This is a genomic window from Nocardioides sp. (assembly GCF_964228225.1).
In the GTDB taxonomy this organism is placed as follows: domain Bacteria; phylum Actinomycetota; class Actinomycetes; order Propionibacteriales; family Nocardioidaceae; genus Nocardioides.
Genome location: NZ_CAXQZB010000016.1, coordinates 174,800 through 196,140, shown reverse-complemented (window position 1 = coordinate 196,140; position 21,341 = coordinate 174,800). Strand labels below are relative to the sequence as shown.

General features: G+C 75.2%; 17 protein-coding genes. 9 read left to right on the top strand and 8 right to left on the bottom strand.

What is annotated here, in order from left to right; genetic code table 11:
• The first annotated feature begins 92 nt into the window (after nucleotides 1-92).
• Nucleotides 93-3,851, top strand: a complete 3,759-nt coding sequence (locus tag ACERUJ_RS04500) for a hypothetical protein (RefSeq protein WP_370247253.1) — start codon at nucleotides 93-95, stop codon at nucleotides 3,849-3,851.
• A 30-nt stretch (nucleotides 3,852-3,881) separates the two neighbouring features.
• Here ACERUJ_RS04500 and ACERUJ_RS04495 read toward each other — a convergent pair whose 3' ends face one another.
• Complete coding sequence (locus ACERUJ_RS04495) at nucleotides 3,882-4,874, bottom strand: GNAT family N-acetyltransferase (RefSeq protein ID WP_370247252.1); 993 nt, start codon at nucleotides 4,872-4,874, stop codon at nucleotides 3,882-3,884.
• Between the two features lie 117 nt (nucleotides 4,875-4,991).
• On the opposite strand from ACERUJ_RS04495, the gene fdxA reads away from it, so the two are divergent.
• Genes fdxA through ACERUJ_RS04475 form a run of 4 tightly spaced genes read left to right on the top strand, consistent with a single transcriptional unit; the run spans nucleotide 4,992 to nucleotide 9,213 of the window.
• Nucleotides 4,992-5,318 carry a ferredoxin gene (gene fdxA, locus ACERUJ_RS04490; protein ID WP_370247251.1) on the top strand — a complete coding sequence of 109 codons (327 nt, stop codon included), beginning with the start codon at nucleotides 4,992-4,994 and terminating at the stop codon, nucleotides 5,316-5,318.
• Nucleotides 5,319-5,367: 49 nt separating this feature from the next.
• Nucleotides 5,368-6,477, top strand: a complete 1,110-nt coding sequence (gene dapC, locus ACERUJ_RS04485) for a succinyldiaminopimelate transaminase (protein WP_370247250.1) — start codon at nucleotides 5,368-5,370, stop codon at nucleotides 6,475-6,477.
• Entirely contained in the window at nucleotides 6,474-7,334 is an 861-nt protein-coding gene (locus ACERUJ_RS04480; protein ID WP_370247249.1) for a hypothetical protein, read from the top strand. The genes dapC and ACERUJ_RS04480 overlap by 4 nt, the downstream gene beginning before the upstream one ends.
• 16 nt (nucleotides 7,335-7,350) lie before the next feature.
• On the top strand, nucleotides 7,351-9,213 hold the full coding sequence (locus ACERUJ_RS04475; RefSeq protein WP_370247248.1) for a prephenate dehydrogenase/arogenate dehydrogenase family protein: 1,863 nt from the start codon (nucleotides 7,351-7,353) through the stop codon (nucleotides 9,211-9,213).
• Here the strand turns inward: ACERUJ_RS04475 and ACERUJ_RS04470 are convergent.
• The 3 genes from ACERUJ_RS04470 to ACERUJ_RS04460 all read right to left on the bottom strand — a co-directional run bounded on the left by ACERUJ_RS04470 (nucleotide 9,148) and on the right by ACERUJ_RS04460 (nucleotide 11,995).
• Complete coding sequence (locus tag ACERUJ_RS04470) at nucleotides 9,148-10,116, bottom strand: hypothetical protein (protein WP_370247247.1); 969 nt, start codon at nucleotides 10,114-10,116, stop codon at nucleotides 9,148-9,150. The two genes, ACERUJ_RS04475 and ACERUJ_RS04470, sit on opposite strands and share 66 nt — an antisense overlap.
• A 98-nt stretch (nucleotides 10,117-10,214) precedes the next feature.
• On the bottom strand, nucleotides 10,215-11,195 hold the full coding sequence (gene dapD / locus ACERUJ_RS04465) for a 2,3,4,5-tetrahydropyridine-2,6-dicarboxylate N-succinyltransferase (protein WP_370247246.1): 981 nt from the start codon (nucleotides 11,193-11,195) through the stop codon (nucleotides 10,215-10,217).
• A gap of 20 nt (nucleotides 11,196-11,215) precedes the next feature.
• Nucleotides 11,216-11,995 (bottom strand): aspartate/glutamate racemase family protein, encoded by a 780-nt coding sequence (locus ACERUJ_RS04460; protein ID WP_370247245.1) that lies wholly within the window; start codon nucleotides 11,993-11,995, stop codon nucleotides 11,216-11,218.
• A 71-nt stretch (nucleotides 11,996-12,066) separates the two neighbouring features.
• On the opposite strand from ACERUJ_RS04460, the gene ACERUJ_RS04455 reads away from it, so the two are divergent.
• Nucleotides 12,067-13,020: a LysR family transcriptional regulator gene (locus ACERUJ_RS04455; RefSeq protein ID WP_370247244.1), complete on the top strand. Its 954-nt coding sequence runs from the start codon at nucleotides 12,067-12,069 to the stop codon at nucleotides 13,018-13,020.
• 34 nt (nucleotides 13,021-13,054) lie between these two features.
• On the opposite strand, the gene ACERUJ_RS04450 is transcribed toward ACERUJ_RS04455, so the two are convergent.
• Together ACERUJ_RS04450 and ACERUJ_RS04445 are read right to left on the bottom strand one after the other, a co-directional pair.
• Complete coding sequence (locus ACERUJ_RS04450; RefSeq protein WP_372715298.1) at nucleotides 13,055-13,546, bottom strand: hypothetical protein; 492 nt, start codon at nucleotides 13,544-13,546, stop codon at nucleotides 13,055-13,057.
• Between the two features lie 7 nt (nucleotides 13,547-13,553).
• Nucleotides 13,554-14,090 carry a DUF664 domain-containing protein gene (locus ACERUJ_RS04445; protein ID WP_370247242.1) on the bottom strand — a complete coding sequence of 179 codons (537 nt, stop codon included), beginning with the start codon at nucleotides 14,088-14,090 and terminating at the stop codon, nucleotides 13,554-13,556.
• A 59-nt stretch (nucleotides 14,091-14,149) separates the two neighbouring features.
• Between ACERUJ_RS04445 and ACERUJ_RS04440 the strand changes: the two genes are divergently transcribed.
• The 3 genes from ACERUJ_RS04440 to ileS all read left to right on the top strand — a co-directional run bounded on the left by ACERUJ_RS04440 (nucleotide 14,150) and on the right by ileS (nucleotide 19,245).
• Nucleotides 14,150-15,034, top strand: a complete 885-nt coding sequence (locus ACERUJ_RS04440) for a hypothetical protein (protein WP_370247241.1) — start codon at nucleotides 14,150-14,152, stop codon at nucleotides 15,032-15,034.
• Nucleotides 15,035-15,116: 82 nt separating this feature from the next.
• Complete coding sequence (locus ACERUJ_RS04435; RefSeq protein ID WP_370247240.1) at nucleotides 15,117-15,740, top strand: AAA family ATPase; 624 nt, start codon at nucleotides 15,117-15,119, stop codon at nucleotides 15,738-15,740.
• A 226-nt stretch (nucleotides 15,741-15,966) separates the two neighbouring features.
• Nucleotides 15,967-19,245 carry an isoleucine--tRNA ligase gene (gene ileS, locus ACERUJ_RS04430; RefSeq protein WP_370247239.1) on the top strand — a complete coding sequence of 1,093 codons (3,279 nt, stop codon included), beginning with the start codon at nucleotides 15,967-15,969 and terminating at the stop codon, nucleotides 19,243-19,245.
• Here the strand turns inward: ileS and ACERUJ_RS04425 are convergent.
• A complete protein-coding gene (locus ACERUJ_RS04425; RefSeq protein WP_372715297.1) occupies nucleotides 19,226-20,044 on the bottom strand; it encodes a hypothetical protein in 819 nt (272 codons plus the stop codon). The genes ileS and ACERUJ_RS04425 overlap by 20 nt on opposite strands.
• Nucleotides 20,022-21,341 (bottom strand): hypothetical protein, encoded by a 1,320-nt coding sequence (locus ACERUJ_RS04420; protein WP_370247237.1) that lies wholly within the window; start codon nucleotides 21,339-21,341, stop codon nucleotides 20,022-20,024. The genes ACERUJ_RS04425 and ACERUJ_RS04420 overlap by 23 nt, the downstream gene beginning before the upstream one ends.

Sequence of the window (21,341 nt, the reverse complement as noted above, 5' to 3'; positions counted from 1 at the left end):
CCGGGGGCGCCCCCCCCGCGCCCGGGGCCGGTCCCGTTCCGCTGCGCCCACCCGCCCCGCCTTCCCCCTCCCGTCGAGACTCCGAGGTCCTCGTGAACCGACTCCCCGCTCCCACCCGCCGTCCCCGAGGCCTCGTGCTGCGCCTGCTGGGTGCCGCCCTGCTCGGCGTCACCCTGCTCGCCGTACCCCCGGCCGCGCCCGCCACGGCCGCGACCGCCCCGGAGACGTACCTGCTCGCGGTGCCGCCGACCTCGTCGACCCAGGCGATCGCGTACTTCTACTTCGGGAGTGACCGGACCACCGACGTCAAGTACGACTGTCGGGTGTCGATCAACGGGACGAACCCGTTCGTCTTCACCGACTGCCCCCGCGCCTTCGGCTTCCTCCACCACAATCCCGGCGACACGGTGACGGTCACCGTGGCCGCGTACTCACCGTCCTCTGGCCTCCAGGACCCGACGCCCGCGACCTACGAGTTCGAGCGGCTCACCGGGACCGAGCAGGCGCCCACCCAGTTCCTGTCCGGACCCGAGGCCCGGGACTTCTCCACGGACGCGACGTTCTCCTTCTCGGGAGGGACGCCGTACGTGTGCAGCCTCGACGACGCGCCGTACGGCGCCTGCACCTCGCCGCTCACCGTCTCGGGCCTCTCGCTCGGCGATCACCGACTCCGGGTCCGGTCGACCAGGTTCGACGGCGTGCTGGCCGATCAACCCTCCACCTACCGCTGGACGGTGGTCCCCGACACCGCGGTCCGACCGCCCACCTACATCCTCAGCGGGCCACCGGCGTCCGGGCCGGGCACCACCGCCGGATTCGTGCTCGCGAGCAACGGCGACGACGTGACCTTCCAGTGCGACCTCGTATCTGGACCGGCGAGCCAGACGACCGGGCCGACCTCCGGGGCGCCCTGCGCCCGCGCGGTCCAGTTCGGACCGCTCGCCCCCGGCACGTGGACACTGCGGGCCGCAGCGGTGCGTGACGGCAACCGGGATCTCACCCCGGCCACCTACGAGTTCGTGATCACCGGTGACACGCCCCAACCCTCGGTTTACTTCACCTCCGGCCCGCCGCGCATCACAGCGGAGGAGCAGTCCGTCCTGTCCTTCACGGCCGTGCCCGCCGTCGACGGCTTCGAATGCGCCTTCGACGGTCGGCCCTTCACCGCTTGTTCCTCGCCCCACACCACCGTCCCCGCCGCTGCCGGCGGCCACCGTCTCCAGGTCCGTGCCGTCGTGAACGGCTTCCCCCAGCCCGCTGTCACCTCCTACGAGTGGAACAGCGTCCCGTTCTACGAGACGCCCACGGTCACCGCATCCGGCGGGAACTCGGTAGACCAGACCTTCACCTGGGCCCAGGACCCCAGCTTCGTCACCTTCGACTGCCGCCTCGACACCGCGGCCTTCGCCCCGTGCTCGCCGCCGGTCACCATCACCGGCTTGGCTCCGGGCACGCACACGTTCGAGGTGCGCAGCGGTGACCTCTATCGCGCGCCGTTCGATCTGGAGTACTTCCGGTTCGTCGACCCGACACCCTCGAGCGTCACGGTCACGGTCGGGGCCCCGGACACGAGCATCACCCTGGCCCCCGCGGCGGTCAGCGCCCTCACCTCCGCCTCCTTCCAGTTCGGGTCCGACACCCCCGGCGCGACCTACGAGTGCTCCTTGGACGACGCCACCGAGTCCGCCTTCGCCGCCTGCGTCTCGCCGCGCACCTACACGGGCCTCGCACCCGGCGACCACACGTTCCGGGTTCGCGCCGTCGTGGCCGGATTGCCGGATCCGACGCCGGCGACCCACGTCTGGCGCATCGCGCCCGTCCCCGAGACGACGCTCCTCACCCGGCCCGCGGCGGTGACCGGCGCCTCGACCGCGACGTTCACGGTCTCCTCCGACCTCGCGGGCGCGACCTTCGAGTGCTCGCTCGACGATGCCGCCTTCGCCGCCTGCACCAGTCCCCGTGCGCTCACCGGCCTCGCGCCCGGCGCCCACTCCTTCCAGGTGCGGGCCACGCTCAACGGGCAGACCGACGCCACGCCGGCGTCGTACACCTGGACGATCACGGGCACCCCGGACACGACGATCACCGACGGCCCGCCGGCCACCACCGGGGCCACGACCAACAGCGTGAGCTTCGGCTCCGACCTGCTCGGCGCGACCTTCGAGTGCTCGCTCAACAACGCCGCGTACGCCGCCTGCACCTCCCCGCGCACGCTGCGCAACCAGGTGCCGGGCACGTACACGCTGCGGGTGCGGGCCACCCTCAACGGCAACGCCGACGCCACCCCCGCGAGCCGCAGCTGGGAGGTGCTGGCGGTCCCGAACACGACCATCCGCACCAGGCCGGCGGCCAGCAGCACCGCGACCACGGGCACCTTCACCTTCGACGCCAGCGTCGCCGGATCCACCTTCGAGTGCGCTCTGGACGGCGAGGCGTTCTCGGCGTGCACGAGCCCGGTGTCCCTCACCGGCCTCGACGTCGGGTCGCACACCTTCGACGTGCGAGCCCTCAACCGCAGCGTGCCCGACCCGACGCCCGCGACCTACACCTGGTCGGTGACCGCGCCCCCACGCGCGCCGCAGACCACGATCCTCACGGGTCCGGAGTCGCCGTCGGCGAGCCGGACGGCGGGGTTCACCTTCGAGGCCGACGTCGCCGGCGCCACCTTCGCCTGCTCGCTCGACCAGGCGGCCTTCACCGCCTGCACCTCGCCGTACTCGGTCACCTCCCTCGCCGAGGGCGACCACACGCTGCGGGTACGGGCCACCGCTGGCGGCCTCACCGACGCCACGCCCGACTCCTTCGCCTGGACCGTCGACCTCGCGCCGACGGTGACCCTGGGCTCGCGGCCCGCGAAGACGACCGGCAGCACCGAGGCGGCCTTCACCTTCAGCAGCGGCGACCCCCAGGCCACCTTCGAGTGCGAGCTCGACGACGTCGTCGACGACTGCACCTCGCCGTTCAGCGCGTCGGTGGACCTGGGCGACCACACCTTCGGCGTCACCGCCGTCGACGCCGGCGGTCTGCGCAGCGCCCAGGCGGTCTACACCTGGACCGTGGAGGAGGTCGTGGTGCCGGAGGCGCCCGACACCCTCATCACCGTCGGGCCGGTGCTCCTCAGCAACAGCCGCACCGCCACCTTCGAGTTCGCCGCCGGCGGCGACGCCACCGGCTACGAGTGCCGCCTCGACGGTGCCGCGTTCACCGACTGCGCCTCGCCGTACGAGGTGAGCGGGCTGGCCGACGGCGGGCACACCCTGCAGGTGCGCGCCCGCAACGGCGACCTCGTCGACGCCACCCCGGCCGGCTACACCTGGGACGTCGACGCCACCGGACCGCGGGTGCGGATCAGCGGGCTCAACGGCGAGGTGCTGCAGGGCACCCGGGTCACCGCGGTGTTCTCCAGCCGCGACCTCGACGTCGTCGAGTACCGCTGCGCCCTGGACGACGCGCCGCTGGTCACCTGCGCCTCACAGGTGACCTACGCCGACCTCGCCCCCGGCCGCCACCGCATCACCGCCGTCGCCGTCGACCGGCTCGGCAACGTGACCCCGCAGGTGGAGGAGCGCGGGTTCACCGTCGAGGTGAAGCTGCCCGAGACCCGGCTGCGTGGGATCGACGGCGCCCGCTTCGCCGGGGGCGTCGTGGTCGGGCAGGTCGCCAGCCCGGCCGACGACGTCCGGTTCTACGAGTGCCGTCTCGACGGTGGCGCGTGGCAGCGCTGCGGGGCCCCGCGGGTGCGGTTCACCGGCGTCGCCCCGGGGCGCCACGTGCTGCTGGCCCGCGCGGTCGACGGACGCGGCTACCGCGACGCCACCCCGGCCCGCGCGAGGTTCCGCATGGGGGCCTGAGGACGGGATCCCCGGGGGTCGGGGCCGGGCTCAGCCCGGTCCCGGCACCCCCGGCACCCCCGGCACCAGGTAGCGGTAGACGTGATGGGTGCGGAACCCGAGGCGCTCGTAGAGCGCGACGGCGGGGTCGTTGTCGGCGCGCACCTGCAGGTGCACGGTGTGGGCCCCGGCGGCGCCGGCCCAGTCCACGAGCTCGGCCAGGATCGCGCGGGCCAGGCCGCGACGACGCTCGGCGGGCGCCACATGCAGCCCGCCCACCACGAGCCAGTCCTCGGCCAGCCCGCCGCGCCCCGACGCCGCCGCCGCGACGCGCGCGACGGCCGCGGTGGGGGAGTGCTCCTCCACCACGACGTCGTCGTGCCGGGGGGCGTCGCGCAGGGCGCGGGCGAGGGTCGCCAGGGACGCGACCTGCACCAGCACCGGCGGCTCGTCGGCCTCCTCCGGCGTCCAGCCGGCGGAGCGGAACAGCTCCTCCTCGGCCGAGTCCGCCACGACGGTCACGCGCGGACCGTGCGGGGCGGGCACGGCGTGCGCCGCGGCGGCGACCAGGCCGGGACGGTCCGGGGGCGTCAGCGCGAGCACCGTGCGGGCCCGCCGCGGGCTGGTCGACGCCGAGGACGGGTCCAGCCGGGTCCACCAGTCGGCCGAGTCCGCCAGCGGCGTGTCGACGGCGTCGGGGAACAGCGCCCCGGCGCGGCGGTGCACGGCCTGCGGGGGCACCCGGTCGCGCACCGAGGCGCGCGGCGGCACGGGCTTGCCCGAGACGATGTCGGCGATCGGCACCCGGCGCACCTCGCCGTCCTCGCGCCGGATCACGCACGCGCCCCCCGACGACTCCTCCCACGCCTCGCAGGTGCCGAGCACGTCGGTGAGCGCCGGTCCGCCGGAGGGGCCCCGCCGTCCGGGCAGCAGGTGTCGCACGACCACGCGCAGACCCACGACGTGGGGACCCAGACCGTGGCGACCCGGGCGGTGCTCGGCGGCCTCGGCGGGCCCCGGGTCCGACGCGCCGGGCGTGTTCACCTGATGGGGTTCTGCCGACTGCGTCACATCGACACACTAGGCTCAGCATCGCTCTCGCACTGCTGTGTCCCACCCGGGGCCGGCATCCCGCCCCCTCGCCTGTGTTCGGAGGAATCGATGACCTACGTCATCTCGCAGCCCTGCGTCGACCTGAAGGACCGTGCCTGCGTCGACGAGTGCCCCGTCGACTGCATCTACGAGGGCAAGCGCATGCTCTACATCCACCCCGACGAGTGCGTCGACTGCGGTGCGTGCGAGCCGGTGTGCCCCGTCGAGGCCATCTTCTACGAGGACGACGTGCCGGAGGACTGGAAGGAGTTCCACACCGCCAACGTGGGCTTCTTCGACGACCTCGGCAGCCCCGGCGGTGCCGCCAAGAAGGGCGTCATCGAGAAGGACCACCCCTTCGTGGCCGCGCTGCCGCCGCAGGAGCACGACCACTGAGTTGAGCCCCTCGCTCTCGCGTCGGCTCCCGGTTGCCGTCCAGACCGCCGTGGCGCTCCTGCGGGAGCGCGCGGCGGCCCAGGGTGGCCCCGTGGTCGACCTCTCCATCGGTGCGCCCGTCGATCCGACCCCCGAGGTCGTGCGGCGGGCGCTCGGCGTTCACGCCGACTGGCCGGGCTACCCCCTCACCACCGGCACCCGCGCCCTGCGCGAGGCCCAGCTGGGGTGGCTGGCGCGCCGGCACGGCGTCGTCGGCGTCACCGGGCTCGACGCCGCGGCGGTGCTGCCGGTGCCCGGCACCAAGGAGGTCATCGGCTCCCTGCCGCTGCACCTGGGCCTGACCCCCGACGACGTCGTCGCCCTGCCGCGCCTGGCCTACCCCACCTACGCCGTGGGGGCCGCGGTGGTGGGCGCGCGGATCGAGCGGGTCGACGACCTCGCCGACCTGCAGGCGCTGGAGGCCGCCGGCGTCGTGCCGCGGCTGCTGTGGCTCAACTCCCCGAGCAACCCGACCGGCCGGGTGCAGCCCGCCGCCGCCCTGGCGGCCCTCGTGGCCTGGTGCCGCGCCCGCGGCACGCTCGTGGTCAGCGACGAGTGCTACCTCGACCTCGGCTGGGAGGCCACGCCGGTGAGCGTGCTGCACCCCGACGTGAGCGGCGGCGACCCCGCCGGCCTGCTCGCCGTGCACTCGCTGTCCAAGCGCTCCAACCTCGCCGGCTACCGGATCGGGTTCGTCACCGGCGACCCCGCCCTGGTCGCCGACCTCACCAGCATCCGCCGCAACCTCGGCCTCGGGGTGGCCGGTCCGCAGCAGGGCGCGGCCGTCGCCGCCCTCGAGGACGAGGACCACGTCACCGCCCAGCGCGCCCGCTACGCCGCCCGTCGGGCGGTCCTGCTGCCGGCGCTGCGCCACGCCGGTTTCCGGGTCGAGCACAGCGAGGCCGGCCTGTACCTGTGGGCCACCCGCGACGAGCCCGCCACCGTCACCCTCGACGCCCTCGTGGGCCTCGGGATCGTGGCCATCAGCGGCGCGGAGTACGGTCCGGAGGGCGCCGCGCACGTCCGCTTCGCCCTCACCGCCCCCGACGCCGACGTCGCGCTGGCCGCCCGCCGGCTCGCCGACGCCCCCGCACCCCGCTCTCCCGAGGAGTCCGCATGAGCACCCCGACCCTCCCGCTCGCCGTGGCGCGCTCGCTGGCCCACCCGGCCACCGACCCGCCCACCCTCGTGGCCCGCGTGCGCGAGGCCCTGGGCTGGCAGGGCAGCGACTTCCTGGTCGGGCTGGCCGGCTACGACGAGCTGATGGCCACCCTCGACGTCGCCTCCGACCTCGAGGCGATCGTGCGCATCGGCGACCCCACCTCCCCGCCGCTGCGGCTGCTGCGCGCGCTCAACGCCGCCGACCCCGCGGTGCGGCTGGTCCGGGTCACCGCCGTGCCCGCCCCGTGGCGCTGGACCCGGCTCGGCGGCGGCGCGGGCGATGCCGAGGGCGTGGCGCTGCGCCAGCAGACCTACTCCGACGTCGTGGCGGCGATGGGCCGGGCCGGCGTCGCGTTCCGCGTGCTGCCCGACGACACCACCGCCGAGGAGCTCCTCGCGATCGGTGCCGAGCTGGGCTCGGCCGTGGTCGACGTCGACGAGCTGCGCCCCGAGGACCTGCTCATCGTGGGGTTCCTCGAGCTGCAGCCCGACCTCACCTACGGCCTGCTCAGCCGCGACCACGCGGTGTCGGTGGCCGCGGGCGAGCGCGCCCAGGTGTGGCTCTCGATGAGCGCCGCCCAGGAGTCCGCCGGCACCCTGATGACCGCCCTGGAGCGGATCAGCGCCCTCGGCATCGACCTCGACTTCCTGCACAGCGACCCGGTCCCGCAGGCCGGCGGCGTGGGAGGGGACACGGCGCGCCACCACTTCCACCTCGGCTTCCGCTCCGACCTCGCCGTGCTCCCGCAGCTGCAGGCCGCCCTCGCGGCGGTCGGGTTCGCCAGCCGGGTGCTGGCGACCTTCGGCCCCGTCTGAGTCCGCGGGCGCGGCGATGGCGCGGGCGGTCACGACCTTCCTCGGCCCGGAGGGCACCTTCACCCACCAGGCCGTCGTCGCGCTGCGCCCCCACGACGCCGCCCGGGCCGTGGCCACCGCGGCCGACGCCCTCGACGCGGTGCTGGCCGGCGACGCCACCCACGCGGTGGTGCCGATCGACAACGCCGTCAACGGCGTCGTCGTGCCGACCCTCGACGCCCTGCTCGACCGGCCCGCGCTGGCCGTGGTCGACAGCGTGGTGGTGCCGATCTCCTTCGACGCCTTCACCCCGGCCGGTTCTGATCCCGCGCAGGCGACGGTGGTCGTGAGCCACCCGCACGCCCTCGCCCAGTGCCGGGCCTGGATCGAGGCGCGCGGCCTGGCCACCCGCGAGGCCACCTCCACCGCCGCCGCCTGCCGCGACCTCACCGACGGCGAGATCGGGCTGGGGCCGGCGCTGTGCGCCGACCTGTACGGCCTCGACGTCGTCGACCGTGCGGTCGAGGACAACGCCGGCGCCCACACCCAGTTCGCCCTCGTGGCCGCCGACTCGCTGCCCCGCGACGCGGCCGGGGACGTCGGGCTGCTGGTCTCGCTGGTGCCCGACGAGAACGCCCCCGGCGGGCTGCGGCGGCTGCTCGCGGTGCTGGAGGAGCGGGGGGTCAACATGACCAACCTCGTCACCCGGCCGCTGCCGCACACGCCGGGACTGTTCCGCTTCCTGCTCTTCCTCTCCGGTTCCTTCACCGCCGACGACTTCGCCGCGCTCGCCGCCGCTTGGCGCGCCCTGGGCGCGGAGGCCCGCGCCATCGGCCGGATCGCGCCCCTGCACGAGCTGGTGGAGCGTCGCGCCGAGCCCGACCGCGTGCCGAGCGGGCCCCGTAGCGCCGATCCCGGCTTCGCCCGCGTCGCGGTGGTGGGCGGCGGCCTCATCGGCGGCTCGGTCGCGCTGCGCCTGCAGGCCCTGGGCCACGACGTCACGCTGGTCGACCCCGACGACGTCACCCGGCGCCGGGCCGAGTCCGCGGGGCTGCGCAGCGCGCTCGCCGCCCCCGCCGACGCCGACCTGGTCGTGGTGGCCACGCCGCTGGACGTGCTCGAGCAGGTGTTGGGCGAGGTCGCCCGGCAGGCGCCGCACGCCACCGTCGTCGACCTCGGGAGCGTGAAGGCCGGCGTGGCGCGGGCCGCCGCCCGCGCCGGCCTCGGCGAGCGCTACGTCGGGGTGCACCCGATGGCCGGCACCGAACGGTCCGGGTTCGCCCACGCCAGTGCCGCGCTGCTCGTGGGCGCCACCTGGGCGGTCACCCACGGTGCCGACCAGACCGCACCCCCGCCGCGGGTGGCGGCGGTCGTCGCCTGGGTCACGGCCTGCTTCGCCGCGCGGGTGGTGGTGCTCGACGCCGCCGAGCACGACCGCGCCGTCGCGCTGGTGAGCCACACCCCCCACGTCCTGGCCCACGTCCTGCTCGGCCTCGCCGAGGACGCCACGGTGCCGGCCGCCCGCTTCCTCGCCGCCGGCTCCTTCGACAGCGGCACCCGCGTGGCCGGCCGCAACCCCGTGCGCACCTACAACATGCTGGCCGACAACGCCGAGGCGCTCGCCGTCGTGCTCGCCGACGTCGCGGCCAGCCTGGCCGCTTACACCGACGCGGTGCGCCGCCCCGACGACGGCCGCCTTACCCGCCTGCTCACCGCGGTCGCCGACCGCGCCGCGGAGGTGCGCGAGGCGAGCGCGGTCGGCGCGCCCTGCGCCGACCTCGCGCAGGCGGTCGACCAGGCCCGCGCGCAGGGGCGCACCCTGCTGGTGAGCCGGTCAGTCGACGACGTCGACGTGCACGTGGTCGCGGTGCTCCAGGACGGCCCGGTCGCCGGCGCGTGACGGCGCGTCGTAGTCGCGCCAGGAGTCGTCCTTCCCGGCCACCCAGATGCGGTCGTCGAAGATGACCGTGCGCACGTCGAGCCGGTCCGCCTGACTCACCAGGTACTGCGCCACGGCCCAGCCGCGGCGCTGGTTGGCCTCGGTGATCGGGCGGAAGAACACGTCGATCGCCCGACCGTCGTAGTGGGCCGAGCCCGCCATGTGGCCGGTGCTGACCCCGCCGGGTTCGAAGCCGCCCAGGGACAGGTCGCCGAAGACGCCGTCGAGGTCGTCCAACACCCGCTGGGCCCGCGGCACCAGGCCCGAGCGGGTCAGCTCGTCGGACCCGGCGGCGGCGTTGCCGGCGATCGAGCAGGCGAACGCGCCGGGGGAGTAGCCGGTCAGGGCCGAGGCCAGCACCCGGGCGTCGTCCTCGTGGTCGGCGTAGGCGCCGGGGAACGCCGAGCGCTGCACCTCCTGCGCGGCCACCGTGATCTCGAGGTCGGCGTAGCCGGGCACCCGCTCCAGGGCGTCGTAGAAGGCGTTGGCGGCGTAGACCGGGTCCTGCACCTGGGCCGGCGTGCCCCAGCCCTGCGACGGACGCTGCTGGAACAGGCCCAGGGAGTCGCGGTCGCCGTAGTCGATGTTGCGCAGGTCCGACTCCTGGTAGGCCGTGGCCAGCGCGATCGAGACCGCCCGGGCGGGCAGGCCCCGCGCCACCGCGATCGCGGCGATCACCCCGGCGTTCTCAGCCTGCTCGAGGTCGAGCGTGACCGACCGGCCGTCCGCCGTCGCGGTGCAGGTCTCGGAGGCGAACAGACCCGGCGCCACCTGGCGCAGCGTCACGAACGCGAGCCCCGCCACCAGGGCGAGGCTCGCGACGACGACGATCAGCGGGAAGGCGGCCCGGCCGGGAGCGCTCATGCAGCCAGTGTGGCCAGCGGTGCCAAGACCGTCCGGCTCCCGGCGCGGCGCGTCGGGAGCCGGGCCCGGCGGGCCCGGCGGGCCCGGAGGCCGTGCCCTCAGTTGGCGTGCAGGTCGGCGTTCAGCGCGATGCCGGCGCCCTTCCACGGCACGGCCTCGATCGCGCCGGTCACCGAGTTGCGGCGGAACAGCACGTTGCTGGCCCCGGACAGGGTGAGTGCCTTCACGACCTCCGGCGCCTGGTCGCCACCGCGGTGCAGGGTCACCTTGGTGCCGGCGGTGACGTAGCAGCCGGCCTCGACCACGCAGTCGTCGCCGAGCGAGATGCCGATCCCGGCGTTCGCCCCCAGCAGGCAGCGCTCGCCGATGGAGATCACCTGCGTGCCACCGCCGGACAGGGTGCCCATGATCGAGGCGCCGCCGCCGATGTCGGAGCCGTCGCCCACCACGACGCCGGCCGAGATGCGGCCCTCGACCATCGAGGCGCCCAGCGTGCCGGCGTTGAAGTTCACGAACCCCTCGTGCATCACCGTGGTGCCCTCGGCCAGGTGGGCGCCCAGCCGCACACGGTCGGCGTCGGCGATCCGCACGCCGGCGGGCACCACGTAGTCGACCATGCGCGGGAACTTGTCGACGCCGTACACCGCCACGGGACGGCCCGCGGCGCGCAACCGGGCGCGGGTGAGCTCGAAGCCGGCCACGGCGCAGGGGCCCTGCGAGGTCCACACCACGTTGGTGAGCAGCCCGAAGACCCCCTCGAGCGACTGGCCGTGCGGGCGCACCAGCCGGTGCGAGAGCAGGTGCAGGCGCAGCCACGCCTCCGCGGCGGACGTCGGCGCGGCGGCGAGGTCGGCGATCTCGACCAGGCGCACCTCGCGGGTCACCCCGCGCGCCTCGTCGGGCGTGGCCAGCGCCGCGAGCTCGGCCGGGGTCGCGGCGCCGCCGCGCTCGCCCAGGGCGGGGGCGGGGAACCAGCAGTCGAGCAGGGCGCCGTCGGCGTCGAGGGTCGCGAGGCCGAAGCCCCAGGCACTGGTCGGGGCACCGGTCGGAGCGGAGGTGGGCGTCGAGGAAGTCGTCACGGCCCCGGACTCTACGGAAGTCACGCCGGCACCTCCGACCACGTCCCTGGCCGCGGGACCGGCGGGAGGACCGGCGGGAGGACCGGCGGGCGGGCCGGGGACGGGCCCGGGGCCCGCAGCGCCCAGGCCGCCGCGTACTCGGCGTGCACGCGCAGGGAGTCCAGCAGTGGCAGCGGCGACGTCGCCGGCGTCACGGCGAGCTGGATCTCGGTGCACCCGAGGATCACGGCGTCCGCGCCCCGGCCGCCGAACTCGTCGAGCAGCCGGTCGAAGGTGGCCCGGCCGCGGGGGCTGACGACGCCGAGGGTCAGCTCCTCGAAGACCAGCCGGTCCACCTCGGCGCGGTCGGCGGCGTCCGGGGTGAGCACCTCGAGGCCGCCGGCGCGCAGGGCGTCGAGGTAGAACGCGCCCTCCATCGTGCCGCGGGCGCCGAGCAGCCCCACCCGCCGGTGACCGTCGTGCTGCGCCCGCGCGGCGAGGGCGTCGGTGATGCGCAGCAGCGGGACGTCGAGCCCGGCCTGCACGTGGTCGGCCACGCGGTGCATGTAGTTGGTGCAGATCAGCACGGCCTCCGCGCCGGCGTCGCGGGTGCGGCGGGCGGCGTCGAGCAGCAGCGCGGCGGCGTCGTCCCACCGACCCTCCACCTGCAGGGCCCGCACCTGCGCGAAGTCGAGCGACTGCACCGCCAGGGGCGCGGAGGCATGGCCGCCACGGGCGGCGTGGGCGATCTCGTTGAGGACGCGGTAGTAGTCGACGGTGCTGTGCCAGCTCATGCCGCCGAGGAGTCCGAGGGTGCGCATGGCACCAGCGTCACGGATGTGGTGACCCAAGAGAATCCTCGATCTGGTTCGGTCTGCCATTATCTGTGCTTATGACTGAGATCGTCGCCGACGCCGGGCCCGCCGAGGAGGGGCCGGCGGGCCTGGATCCGCGCCGCGTGCTGCTGTTCCGCGACGTCGTGCGGGCGGGGTCGATCTCCGCCGCCGCCCGCGCCCGGGGCTGGACCCAGCCGGCGCTGAGCCAGCACCTCGCGGCCCTGGAGCGGTCGATCGGCACACCGCTGCTGCTGCGTGGTGCCGGCGGCGTGCGGCCCACCGACGCCGGGCGGCTGCTGCTGGCGCGCGCCGACACCATCGCCGGCGAGCTGCACCTGGCGGCCGAGGAGCTGGCCGCCGTCGCGGGAGGGCGGCGCGGCCGGGTGCGCATCGCCGCCTACCCCTCGGGCGCCGCCACGCTGCTGCCCCGGGCCCTCGCGGCGCTCCAGGCCACCCGTCCCGACCTCGACGTCGCCGTGGTGGAGGCCGAGCCGCCCGAGGCGCTGGCGGCCCTGGAGGCCGGGGAGGTCGACCTCGCCCTGGTCTTCGACTATGACGGCGACCTGCGCCCCGGCCCGCCGGACGACCGGGGCGGGCGCACCCGCGTCGCCCTGGGGGAGGAGCCGGTCGACCTGGTGCTGCCGCCCGGGCACCCCCTTGCCGACGTCGTGCCGCTGCGCCTGGCCGATCTCGCCGACGCCCCCTGGATCGTGGGCTGCGCCCGGTGTCGGCGTCACACCGACGAGCGCTGCGCGCAGGCGGGCTTCGTCCCGCGGGTGCGCCACGTCAGCGACGACTACGTCGTGGTCCAGCGGCTGGTCGCCCTCGGCGTGGGCGTCAGCCTGCTGCCCCGCTCGGCGCTGGAGGCCTACCGCGCCCCGGAGGTCGTGGTGCGCGCCGACCCCGCCCTCGGCAGCCGCGGCTACGGGGTGGTGCTGCGCACCGGCGCGCTCGCCGGGCCCGCCGTCGCCGCGCTGGTGGCGGAACTGCGTGCGGCCGCCGAGCACTGAGCCGGCCCGCTGCGGCGCGTGGGGAGGTAGACCCTCAGCGGGAGTCGCGCGTGCCGCAGCAGGCGGCGCGGGCCGCCGGGCCGCGGTTCTCGCAGACCCAGCACGAGGGACCGTCGTCCGCCACGGGGGACGCGGCCGCCTCGACCGCCGGCACCCGCGCGGCGGCGGCCAGCGCCAGGCCCGTCGCCGACCCCACCGCGACCCCGGACAGCACCACCGTCGCCGCGACGATCCCGACCTCGATCCCGGCCTCGATCCCGGCCCGGGCGCCCGCGAGCGCGCCCGCACCCGTGGCCTCGGCCAGTGCGAGCAGGCCGAGAGGGGCCCGCGGCCACGGCGGCAGGCCGCGCCACAGCGGCACCGCCACCGCGTGCGCGATCGCGATCACGACGAAGGCGATCACGGCGTCGCGGTGCGGCGCCTCGGCGAGGTCGCGACCGGACGCGCCGACCGCGGCCACGCTGGATCCTGCGGCGAGCAGCAGGCCGCCCACCGCCCGTCCCCTGCGGCCCTGGGCGGGTCTCACCGGGCCCTCACTGGCCCACCCGGCCGTCCACGCACTCGCGCAGCAGGTCGGCGTGACCGCAGTGGCGCGCGTACTCCTCGATGAGGTGCACCAGGATGTCGCGCACCTGCGTGCCCTCCCCGCGCACGTCCACCACCTCGTCGAGCCCGCGCGTGGCCAGGTGCTCCTGCGCGGCCGCCACCTCGCGGCGCCAGACCTCCCAGGCCTGCGCCACGACGGCGTCGTCGGCCACCGCGCCGTCGAAGTCGGCGTCGCGCACGTCGTCGCAGCCGTAGAGCCGCGGCTCGGGTCGCGCCTGCAGCATGATCACGTTCCAGACGTGCTCGACCTTGCCGAGGTGGCGCAGCAGCCCCAGCAGCGACAGGGTCGACGGCGGCACCGCACGCCGGGCGAGCTGCGCGGCGTCCAGGTCGGCCAGCTTGGCCTCGAAGGTCAGCCGGAAGTGCCGCAGGTAGTGCTCCAGCACCGCGCGTTCGCCGCGCAGCGGCGGGGCGGGGGCGAAGCGCGGATCGGTCGTGGGGTCGGTGAAGAAGTCGGCGGGCACGCACCAGACATACCCCCGCCCGCCTGCGTCCCATGCCTCGGCTGCCCTAGCGTGCCCCCATGGCCCGCCCCCCGATGCCGTCCGCGCCGTCCTCCACCCCCGGTCCGCGCCCGCAGGGCCGCCGCCACACCGCCCTGGTCGGTCCTCTGGTCGGTGCTCTGGTCGCCGGCTTGGTCGCCGCCCCGCTCGACGCCGCCGCCCCGGCCTCCGCCGCCGCACGCCCCGAGCCCGGACCTGCCGCCACGTGGACCCTCACCCGGCCCGCCGGCACCTCGCCGGTCTCCGCCGACGCCTCGCAGCAGTTCGCCGGCACCCTCGACGTGCCGCCCGTCGGCGTCGGCGAGGTCGTCACGCTCCTCGTCCGGCTGGCCGGCACGCCGACCCGGGAGAGCCGCACCGTGCTGGCCTTCGGCTTCGGCGACGTCGTCGACGGCGACTGCGTCGCGGGTGCCGTCACCACCGCCCCCACGTGGCGGCGCCGTGGCGACGACGACGTCGTGCGGCTGGAGCACGTGCGCCTGCGCAACGACGGCCCGTGCGCCGTCGCCGAGCTGCGCGACCGTCGCACCGGGGCCCTGCTGGACCGCCTCGTCGACCTCACCCCCACGCAGGCCCCGCCGGCGGCTCTGGCCGAGGTGGTCCGCACCCTCGGCGTGCGCCCCGACCTCGGCGTCAGCGACGTGCTCCAGGTGGTCGTGCGCACCCTCGACGTCCAGCGCGGACTGCGCAGCGTGACCATCGGCGGTCACCGCGCCCCCGGGGTCACGGTCGACCCGACCCGCTGGGACGCCCGTGCCGAGTCCGGCGAGCGGTTCCGCGTGCGCCTGGACGTGCTCGTCACCCGGCCCCGCCCGGTGCTCGTGCCGCTGCGGGTGCGCGTGCAGGACGGTGCCGGGCGCGTCGAGGTCGTCGACATCCAGGTGACCCTCACCCCGCAGGCCTGACCGGCCTGCTCCCGTGGGGCCGACAGCCCCCCGCGACGCAATCGCGTTGCGCGACCCCACCGGGTCGCGTGAGGGTGGCGGGGTGGGTGAGCGGGACGGGGAGCTGCTGCTGATCATCGGTCCGCCGGCTGCGGGCAAGATGACGGTGGGGCGCGCACTGTGCGCGGCCTCGGACTTCCGGCTGATGCACAACCACCACACCATCGAGCCGCTGCGCGAGATCTTCGGTCACGGCACCCGCGCGTTCGGGGTGCTCAACGACGAGTTCCGGTGCCGCGTGGTGGCCGAGGCCGCCGCCGACGGCCTGCGGTTGGCGTTCAGCTTCGTGTGGGACCTCGCCCTGCCCGAGGACGTCGCCGCGGTGACCCGGCTCGTCGCGCCCTACCGCGACGCCGGACGGCGGGTCTCGGTGGTGGAGCTGGTCGCCGACCTCCCCACCCGGCTGGCGCGCAACGGCGGCGCCGACCGGCTCGCGGCGAAGCCCTCCAAACAGGACCTGGCGTGGTCCGACGCCCACGTGCGCGAGATCGAGGGGGAGTGGCTGATGAACCTCCCCGACGGCCACGACCCCGCGCGGGGCGCGCTGCCTGCCGACGCGCTGCTGGCGACGACGCCGCTGCTGCGCCTGGACACCGCCGCGCTGGCGCCCGAGGAGTCCGCCGCTGCGATCCTGGCCTGGCTGGACGGAATCGATTCGCGGGGGTGAGCGAGCGCGCCCTACGATGGCGCCACAGGCGTTCGAGCCGTCATCAGCGGCGAGCCTCCGGAAGAACGGCCCGCCCGGCGGGCCCAGTAGAACCGGACGGGTGGGCCCGTCACAGCCCGCGAACGAGTGGTCCGTCGCCCCCGGGCGTCGGGCAATCGAGGTGGTACCGCGGCACACGTCGTCCTCGAACCGGTCCGGTTCGACCCACGTGACGCAGGAGCCCCCGATGACCTACCCCAAGGCCAGCACCGACCCCGCCGGCCCGTCCGCCGTCCCCTCCTCCCCGCGCTTCCCGGCGCTGGAGGAGCAGGTGCTGGCCTACTGGGACGCCGACGGCACCTTCCAGGCCAGCATCGACGCCCGCGACGCGGGGGAGAACGGCGCCAACGAGTTCGTGTTCTACGACGGCCCGCCGTTCGCCAACGGCCTGCCGCACTACGGCCACCTGCTCACCGGCTACGTCAAGGACCTCATCCCGCGCTACCAGACCATGCGCGGCAAGCGGGTCGAGCGCCGCTTCGGCTGGGACACCCACGGCCTGCCCGCCGAGCTCGAGGCGATGCGCCTGAACGGCATCAAGACCACCGACGAGATCGTCGAGATGGGCATCGACCGCTTCAACGCCGCGTGCCGCGAGTCGGTGATGACCTACACCGGCGAGTGGCGCGACTACGTGACGCGCCAGGCCCGCTGGGTGGACTTCGAGAACGACTACCGCACCTACGAGCCCGGCTACATGGAGTCGGTCATGTGGGCCTTCAAGTCGCTCTTCGACCAGGGCTACATCTACGAGGGCTTCCGTGTGCTGCCCTACTGCTGGAACGACGAGACGCCGCTGTCCAACCACGAGCTGCGCATGGACGACGACGTCTACCAGCAGGTGCAGGACCCCGCCGTCACCGTCGGCTACCGCCTCGACGACCTCGGCACCGACCCGGTGCTGGACGGCGCCCACATCCTCATCTGGACCACCACGCCCTGGACGCTGCCGAGCAACCTGGCGGTGATGGTGGGCTCCGACATCGACTACGTGGTGGTGGAGGCCGCCGTCCCCGGGGCCGCGGACACCGGGCGGACCGCCCGGTACGTGCTCGCCGAGGCGCGCCTGGGCGCCTACAAGCGCGAGCTGTTCCCCGACGCCGAGGAGCCCACGATCGTGGGCCGCTACCGCGGCGTCGACCTGCTGGGCCGCACCTACACCCCGCCGTTCGCCTACTACGCCGGGCACCCCAACGCCTTCCGCGTGGTGGCCGCCGACGACGCGGTGACGACCACCGACGGCACGGGCGTGGTGCACACCGCCGGCGCGTTCGGTGAGGTCGACAAGGAGGTGACCGACCGCGAGGAGATCGAGGCGGTCATGCCGGTGGGCAAGGACGGCCGGTTCACGGCCCCCGTCGTCGACTACGAGGGCCTGCAGGTCTTCGAGGCCAACCTGCAGATCATCGACCACCTCAAGGCCGCCACCCGCGGCGAGGGCGCCACCGGCTCGGTGAGCCCCGGCACGATCCTGCTGCGCCGCGAGACCTACGACCACTCCTACCCCCACTGCTGGCGCTGCCGCGAGCCCCTGATCTACAAGGGCGTGTCGTCGTGGTTCGTCGAGGTCACCGCCATCAAGGCGCGGATGCTCGAGCTCAACCGCGAGATCAACTGGGTGCCCGACCACATCCAGCAGGGCCAGTTCGGCAAGTGGCTGGAGAACGCCCGCGACTGGTCGATCACCCGCAACCGGTTCTGGGGCAGCCCCGTGCCGGTGTGGAAGAGCGACGACCCCGCCTACCCCCGCCTCGACGTCTACGGCTCGTTCGAGGAGATCGAGCGCGACTTCGGACGGCTGCCGCTCAACAACGACGGCGAGCCGGACCTGCACCGGCCCTTCATCGACGACCTCACCCGCCCCAACCCCGACGACCCGCGCCCCGAGGGCGAGCGCTCCACCATGCGCCGGGTGCCCGACGTGCTCGACGTGTGGTTCGACTCCGGGTCGATGTCGTACGCGCAGGTGCACTACCCCTTCGAGAACGCCGAGTGGTTCGAGCACCACTTCCCGGCCGACTTCATCGTGGAGTACATCGGCCAGACCCGCGGCTGGTTCTACACCCTGCACATCCTGGCCACCGCGCTGTTCGACAAGCCGGCGTTCAGCAACTGCATCAGCCACGGCATCGTGCTGGGCAGCGACGGCAACAAGATGAGCAAGTCGCTGCGCAACTACCCCGACGTGCGGGAGGTCTTCGACCGCGACGGCGCCGATGCGATGCGCTGGTTCCTCATGAGCAGCCCCATCCTGCGCGGCGGCAACCTGATCGTCACCGAGCAGGGCATCCGCGACGCCGTGCGCCACGTGATGATCCCGCTGTGGAACAGCTGGTACTTCTTCCAGCTGTACGCCAACGCCGCCGGCCACGACGCGCGGGCCGCGACCGACTCGACCGACCCGCTGGACCGCTACCTGCTGGCCAAGTGCCGCGACTACGTCGTGGAGATGACCGAGGCCCTGGACACCTACGCCGTCGCCGAGGCGTGCGAGGCCACCCGCGGCTTCCTCGACGTGCTCACCAACTGGTACATCCGGCGCAGCCGTGACCGGTTCTGGGGCGACGCCCCGGCCGCGTTCGACACGCTGTTCACGGTGCTCGAGACGGTCTGCCGCACCACCGCGCCGCTGCTGCCGCTCACCACCGAGGAGGTCTGGAAGGGCCTCACCGGCGGCCGTTCGGTGCACCTGGCCGACTGGCCGGTGGCCGACGACCTCCCCGCCGACCCCGCCCTGGTGGCGGCGATGGACCAGGTGCGCGAGGTGTGCTCGGCCGCCTCCGCGCTGCGCAAGGCCGCCGGCCTGCGCAACCGGCTGCCGCTGGCCTCCCTCACCGTGGTCGTCCCCGACCCCGCCGCGCTGGCGGGCTTCGAGGGCATCGTCGCCGACGAGCTCAACGTCAAGGCCGTGCGCCTGGTGGCCGTCGACTCCGAGGAGGCGGCCGGCTACGGCGTCGAGCAGCGGCTCACCGTCAACGCCCGCGCCGCCGGTCCGCGGCTGGGCAAGGACGTGCAGACGGCCATCCGGGGCAGCAAGAGCGGCGACTGGTCGGTGCAGCCCGACGGCACCGTGGTCGCGGGCGGCCTGCCGCTCGTGGAGGGCGAGTACACCCTCGAGACCGTGGCCGGTGCCGGTGCGTCCGACGACGTCGCCACCGGCGTGCTGCCCGGCGGCGGGTTCGTCGTGCTCGCCACCGCAGTCAGCCCCGAGCTGGCGGCCGAGGGCCTGGCGCGCGACCTCGTGCGTGCGGTGCAGCAGGCCCGTCGCGACGCCGGCCTGGAGGTCTCCGACCGGATCGTGCTCACCCTGGACGGCACCGAGGCCGCCCTCGCGGCCGCCCGCGCCCACGAGGAGCTGATCGCGGCCGAGGTGCTGGCCACCACCGTGACCCACGCGCCGCTCGACGCGACGGAGGTCGCCCTGGCCGACGGCGAGTCGGTGCGGATCAGCGTGACCCGCGCCTGACCACGCGCCCCAGCAGGCCGCGGCGCCCGTCCGTGTCCCCACCCGGCTTCCCGCCCGGCTCTCCGTCGACCTCCGGGTCGGCGGGGAGCGGGCGGCGCCAGTCGCGCAGGTGCACCAGGACCCGCTCCTCGCCCGAGCCCGACCACGCGACGTCCAGCCCGTGGCGCCGCAGGGTGCCCGCGACGAGCTGGCCGGTCATCGTGGTCCAGGCGTCCATGGCCTCGCGGCGGGCCGCCGCGCGGTCGGGGGTGTCGGCCTCGGCGTACGCGCGGGCGAGGATCCCGGGGTCCACCTCGGGCCAGGGACCGAACGCGCCGAAGGCCAGGAAGAGGGTGCCGTCGGGGATCCGCTCGGTGTCCTGGCGGTGGAAGAAGGCGTAGCCGCGCTCGCGGCGCTCCGGGCCGCGCTCGTCGCCGATCTCGTCGTGCCCGCAGGTGGAGCAGCAGGTGAAATCGGGGCGCACGAGGATGGTGTCGCGGGCCAGGTCGGCCACCGCCGCCTCGAAGCGGGCGTGGTCGTCGGGTCCCGTCGCGCTCGCCTCCGCGGCCCGCAGCTCCGCCTCACGGGCGCGCCACGCCTCCTCCACGACCGGGACCACCCGCCGCTCGTCGTCGGGCCCGGTGAGGTCGAAGTACTCGAGCATCGCCTCGACGACCTCGGCCCGGGTGAGGAACCCCGGGAACACCAGCGTCCGGGCGTGGGACCGCAGCTCGTCGAACGGGGTGCCGGCGCCTCGTCGTCGCTCATGACGGTGCTGGTGCCCGTTCCGGGTGCGATCACACCCCGGCGGGCAGGTCACCGGCCAGGGGGTGTCGCCAGTCGGGGACGAGGACGCGCAGGCGGGGCTCCTCCGGTGTGCCGGTGTCGTCGGCGACCACTGTCAGGCCGGCCTGCTCCAGCCGCGCCGCCACCAGGGCGAGCACCGCCGTCGCCGAGGCCGACCGCTCGGGGAACGCGCCCACGCTCAACGTCAGCGGGCCCGCCGCCGAACCCGCCGCCAGCGCGTCGGTGTCGCCGGCGTGGAAGGAGGTGTAGCCGATCTCCTCGCGGGACGGTCCGCGCTCGTCGCGGATCTCCACCCGGCCGCAGCCCTCACAGCACGTGAAGTCCATCCGGCCCACCACACCGTCGGCGCTGAGGGCGGTGAACGCGGCGCGCAGACGGGCGCTGTCGTCGGGTTCGTCGGGGTCGTCGGGGTCGTCGGGGCCCGTCCGCTGCGCCGTCACGGCGACGTGTCGGCGTCGCTGCTCCCAGGCGACGAGCACCTCGTGGCGGACCCCGCGCGCCTGCTCGCGCGGCACGGCGACGGCCCGAAGCACCTCCGACACGATCCGGTCCGGTCGCCGCAGGCCCGGGAACACCGCCGCGCGGACCCGGTCGAGGGCCTCGGGGGAGTCCAGCACCGCGGGCCAGGGCGGACGGCGGTCGTCCAGCGGCGGGCGACGGCGCCAGTCGGGCACGGCGATCTCCACGACGTCGTCGTGCTCCGCGGTCACGCTCAGGCCGACCTGGTCCAGTCGTGCCACCAGCGCCCGGCGCAGCAGGTCGGTCGCGAGCCGCTCGACCTCGTCACGCGCGGCGTCGCGGGTCGGCGGATCGGGGTCGTGGCGGGCCCGGGCCACCAGGTCCGCGGGGAGGGCGTCGAGGGGGATCGCGGTGAGCATCAGCGTGAGTGCGAGCCGGCCGTCGGGGAGCGTCGCGCGCTCCTGCCGGGTGGTGTAGACGACGCCGACGCCGTCGAACTCCGCGCGCTCGAGGGCGTCCGCGGCGCAGGTGTGACAGCACTCGAGGTCGAGCAGGCCGATCATGCCGTCCTCGGCGAGCAGGTCGAGCGCGACCGCGAGCCGGTCGTGGTCGTCGGGGACGGCCGGGTCCTCACGCTGCGCCAGGTGCGCGTCCCGCGCGTCCCAGGCCGCCCGGGCGATGCGGGCCAGGGCCGTCCCGGCGGCGCCGCCGGCCGTCTCGTCGAGGTCCAGGCCGCGGTCGATCAGCATCCGTTCGACGAAGGTCTCCCGGTCGTCGAACCCGGCGAGGGCGGCGCGGTCGCACGCTCGTGCCAGGGCGGCCGGGTCGGGCTCCGCCGGCGGTGGGGTCAT

Excerpts from the sequence above, each read along its gene's own strand:
- ACERUJ_RS04480 (WP_370247249.1), top strand. The coding sequence starts at position 6,474 with ATGAGCACCCCGACCCTCCCGCTCGCCGTGGCGCGCTCGCTGGCCCAC.
- fdxA (WP_370247251.1), top strand. The coding sequence starts at position 4,992 with ATGACCTACGTCATCTCGCAGCCCTGCGTCGACCTGAAGGACCGTGCC.
- ACERUJ_RS04420 (WP_370247237.1), bottom strand. The coding sequence starts at position 21,341 with ATGACCCCACCGCCGGCGGAGCCCGACCCGGCCGCCCTGGCACGAGCG.
- ACERUJ_RS04470 (WP_370247247.1), bottom strand. The coding sequence starts at position 10,116 with ATGAGCGCTCCCGGCCGGGCCGCCTTCCCGCTGATCGTCGTCGTCGCG.
- ACERUJ_RS04455 (WP_370247244.1), top strand. The coding sequence starts at position 12,067 with ATGACTGAGATCGTCGCCGACGCCGGGCCCGCCGAGGAGGGGCCGGCG.
- ACERUJ_RS04475 (WP_370247248.1), top strand. The coding sequence starts at position 7,351 with ATGGCGCGGGCGGTCACGACCTTCCTCGGCCCGGAGGGCACCTTCACC.
- ACERUJ_RS04440 (WP_370247241.1), top strand. The coding sequence starts at position 14,150 with ATGGCCCGCCCCCCGATGCCGTCCGCGCCGTCCTCCACCCCCGGTCCG.
- ileS (WP_370247239.1), top strand. The coding sequence starts at position 15,967 with ATGACCTACCCCAAGGCCAGCACCGACCCCGCCGGCCCGTCCGCCGTC.
- ACERUJ_RS04460 (WP_370247245.1), bottom strand. The coding sequence starts at position 11,995 with ATGCGCACCCTCGGACTCCTCGGCGGCATGAGCTGGCACAGCACCGTC.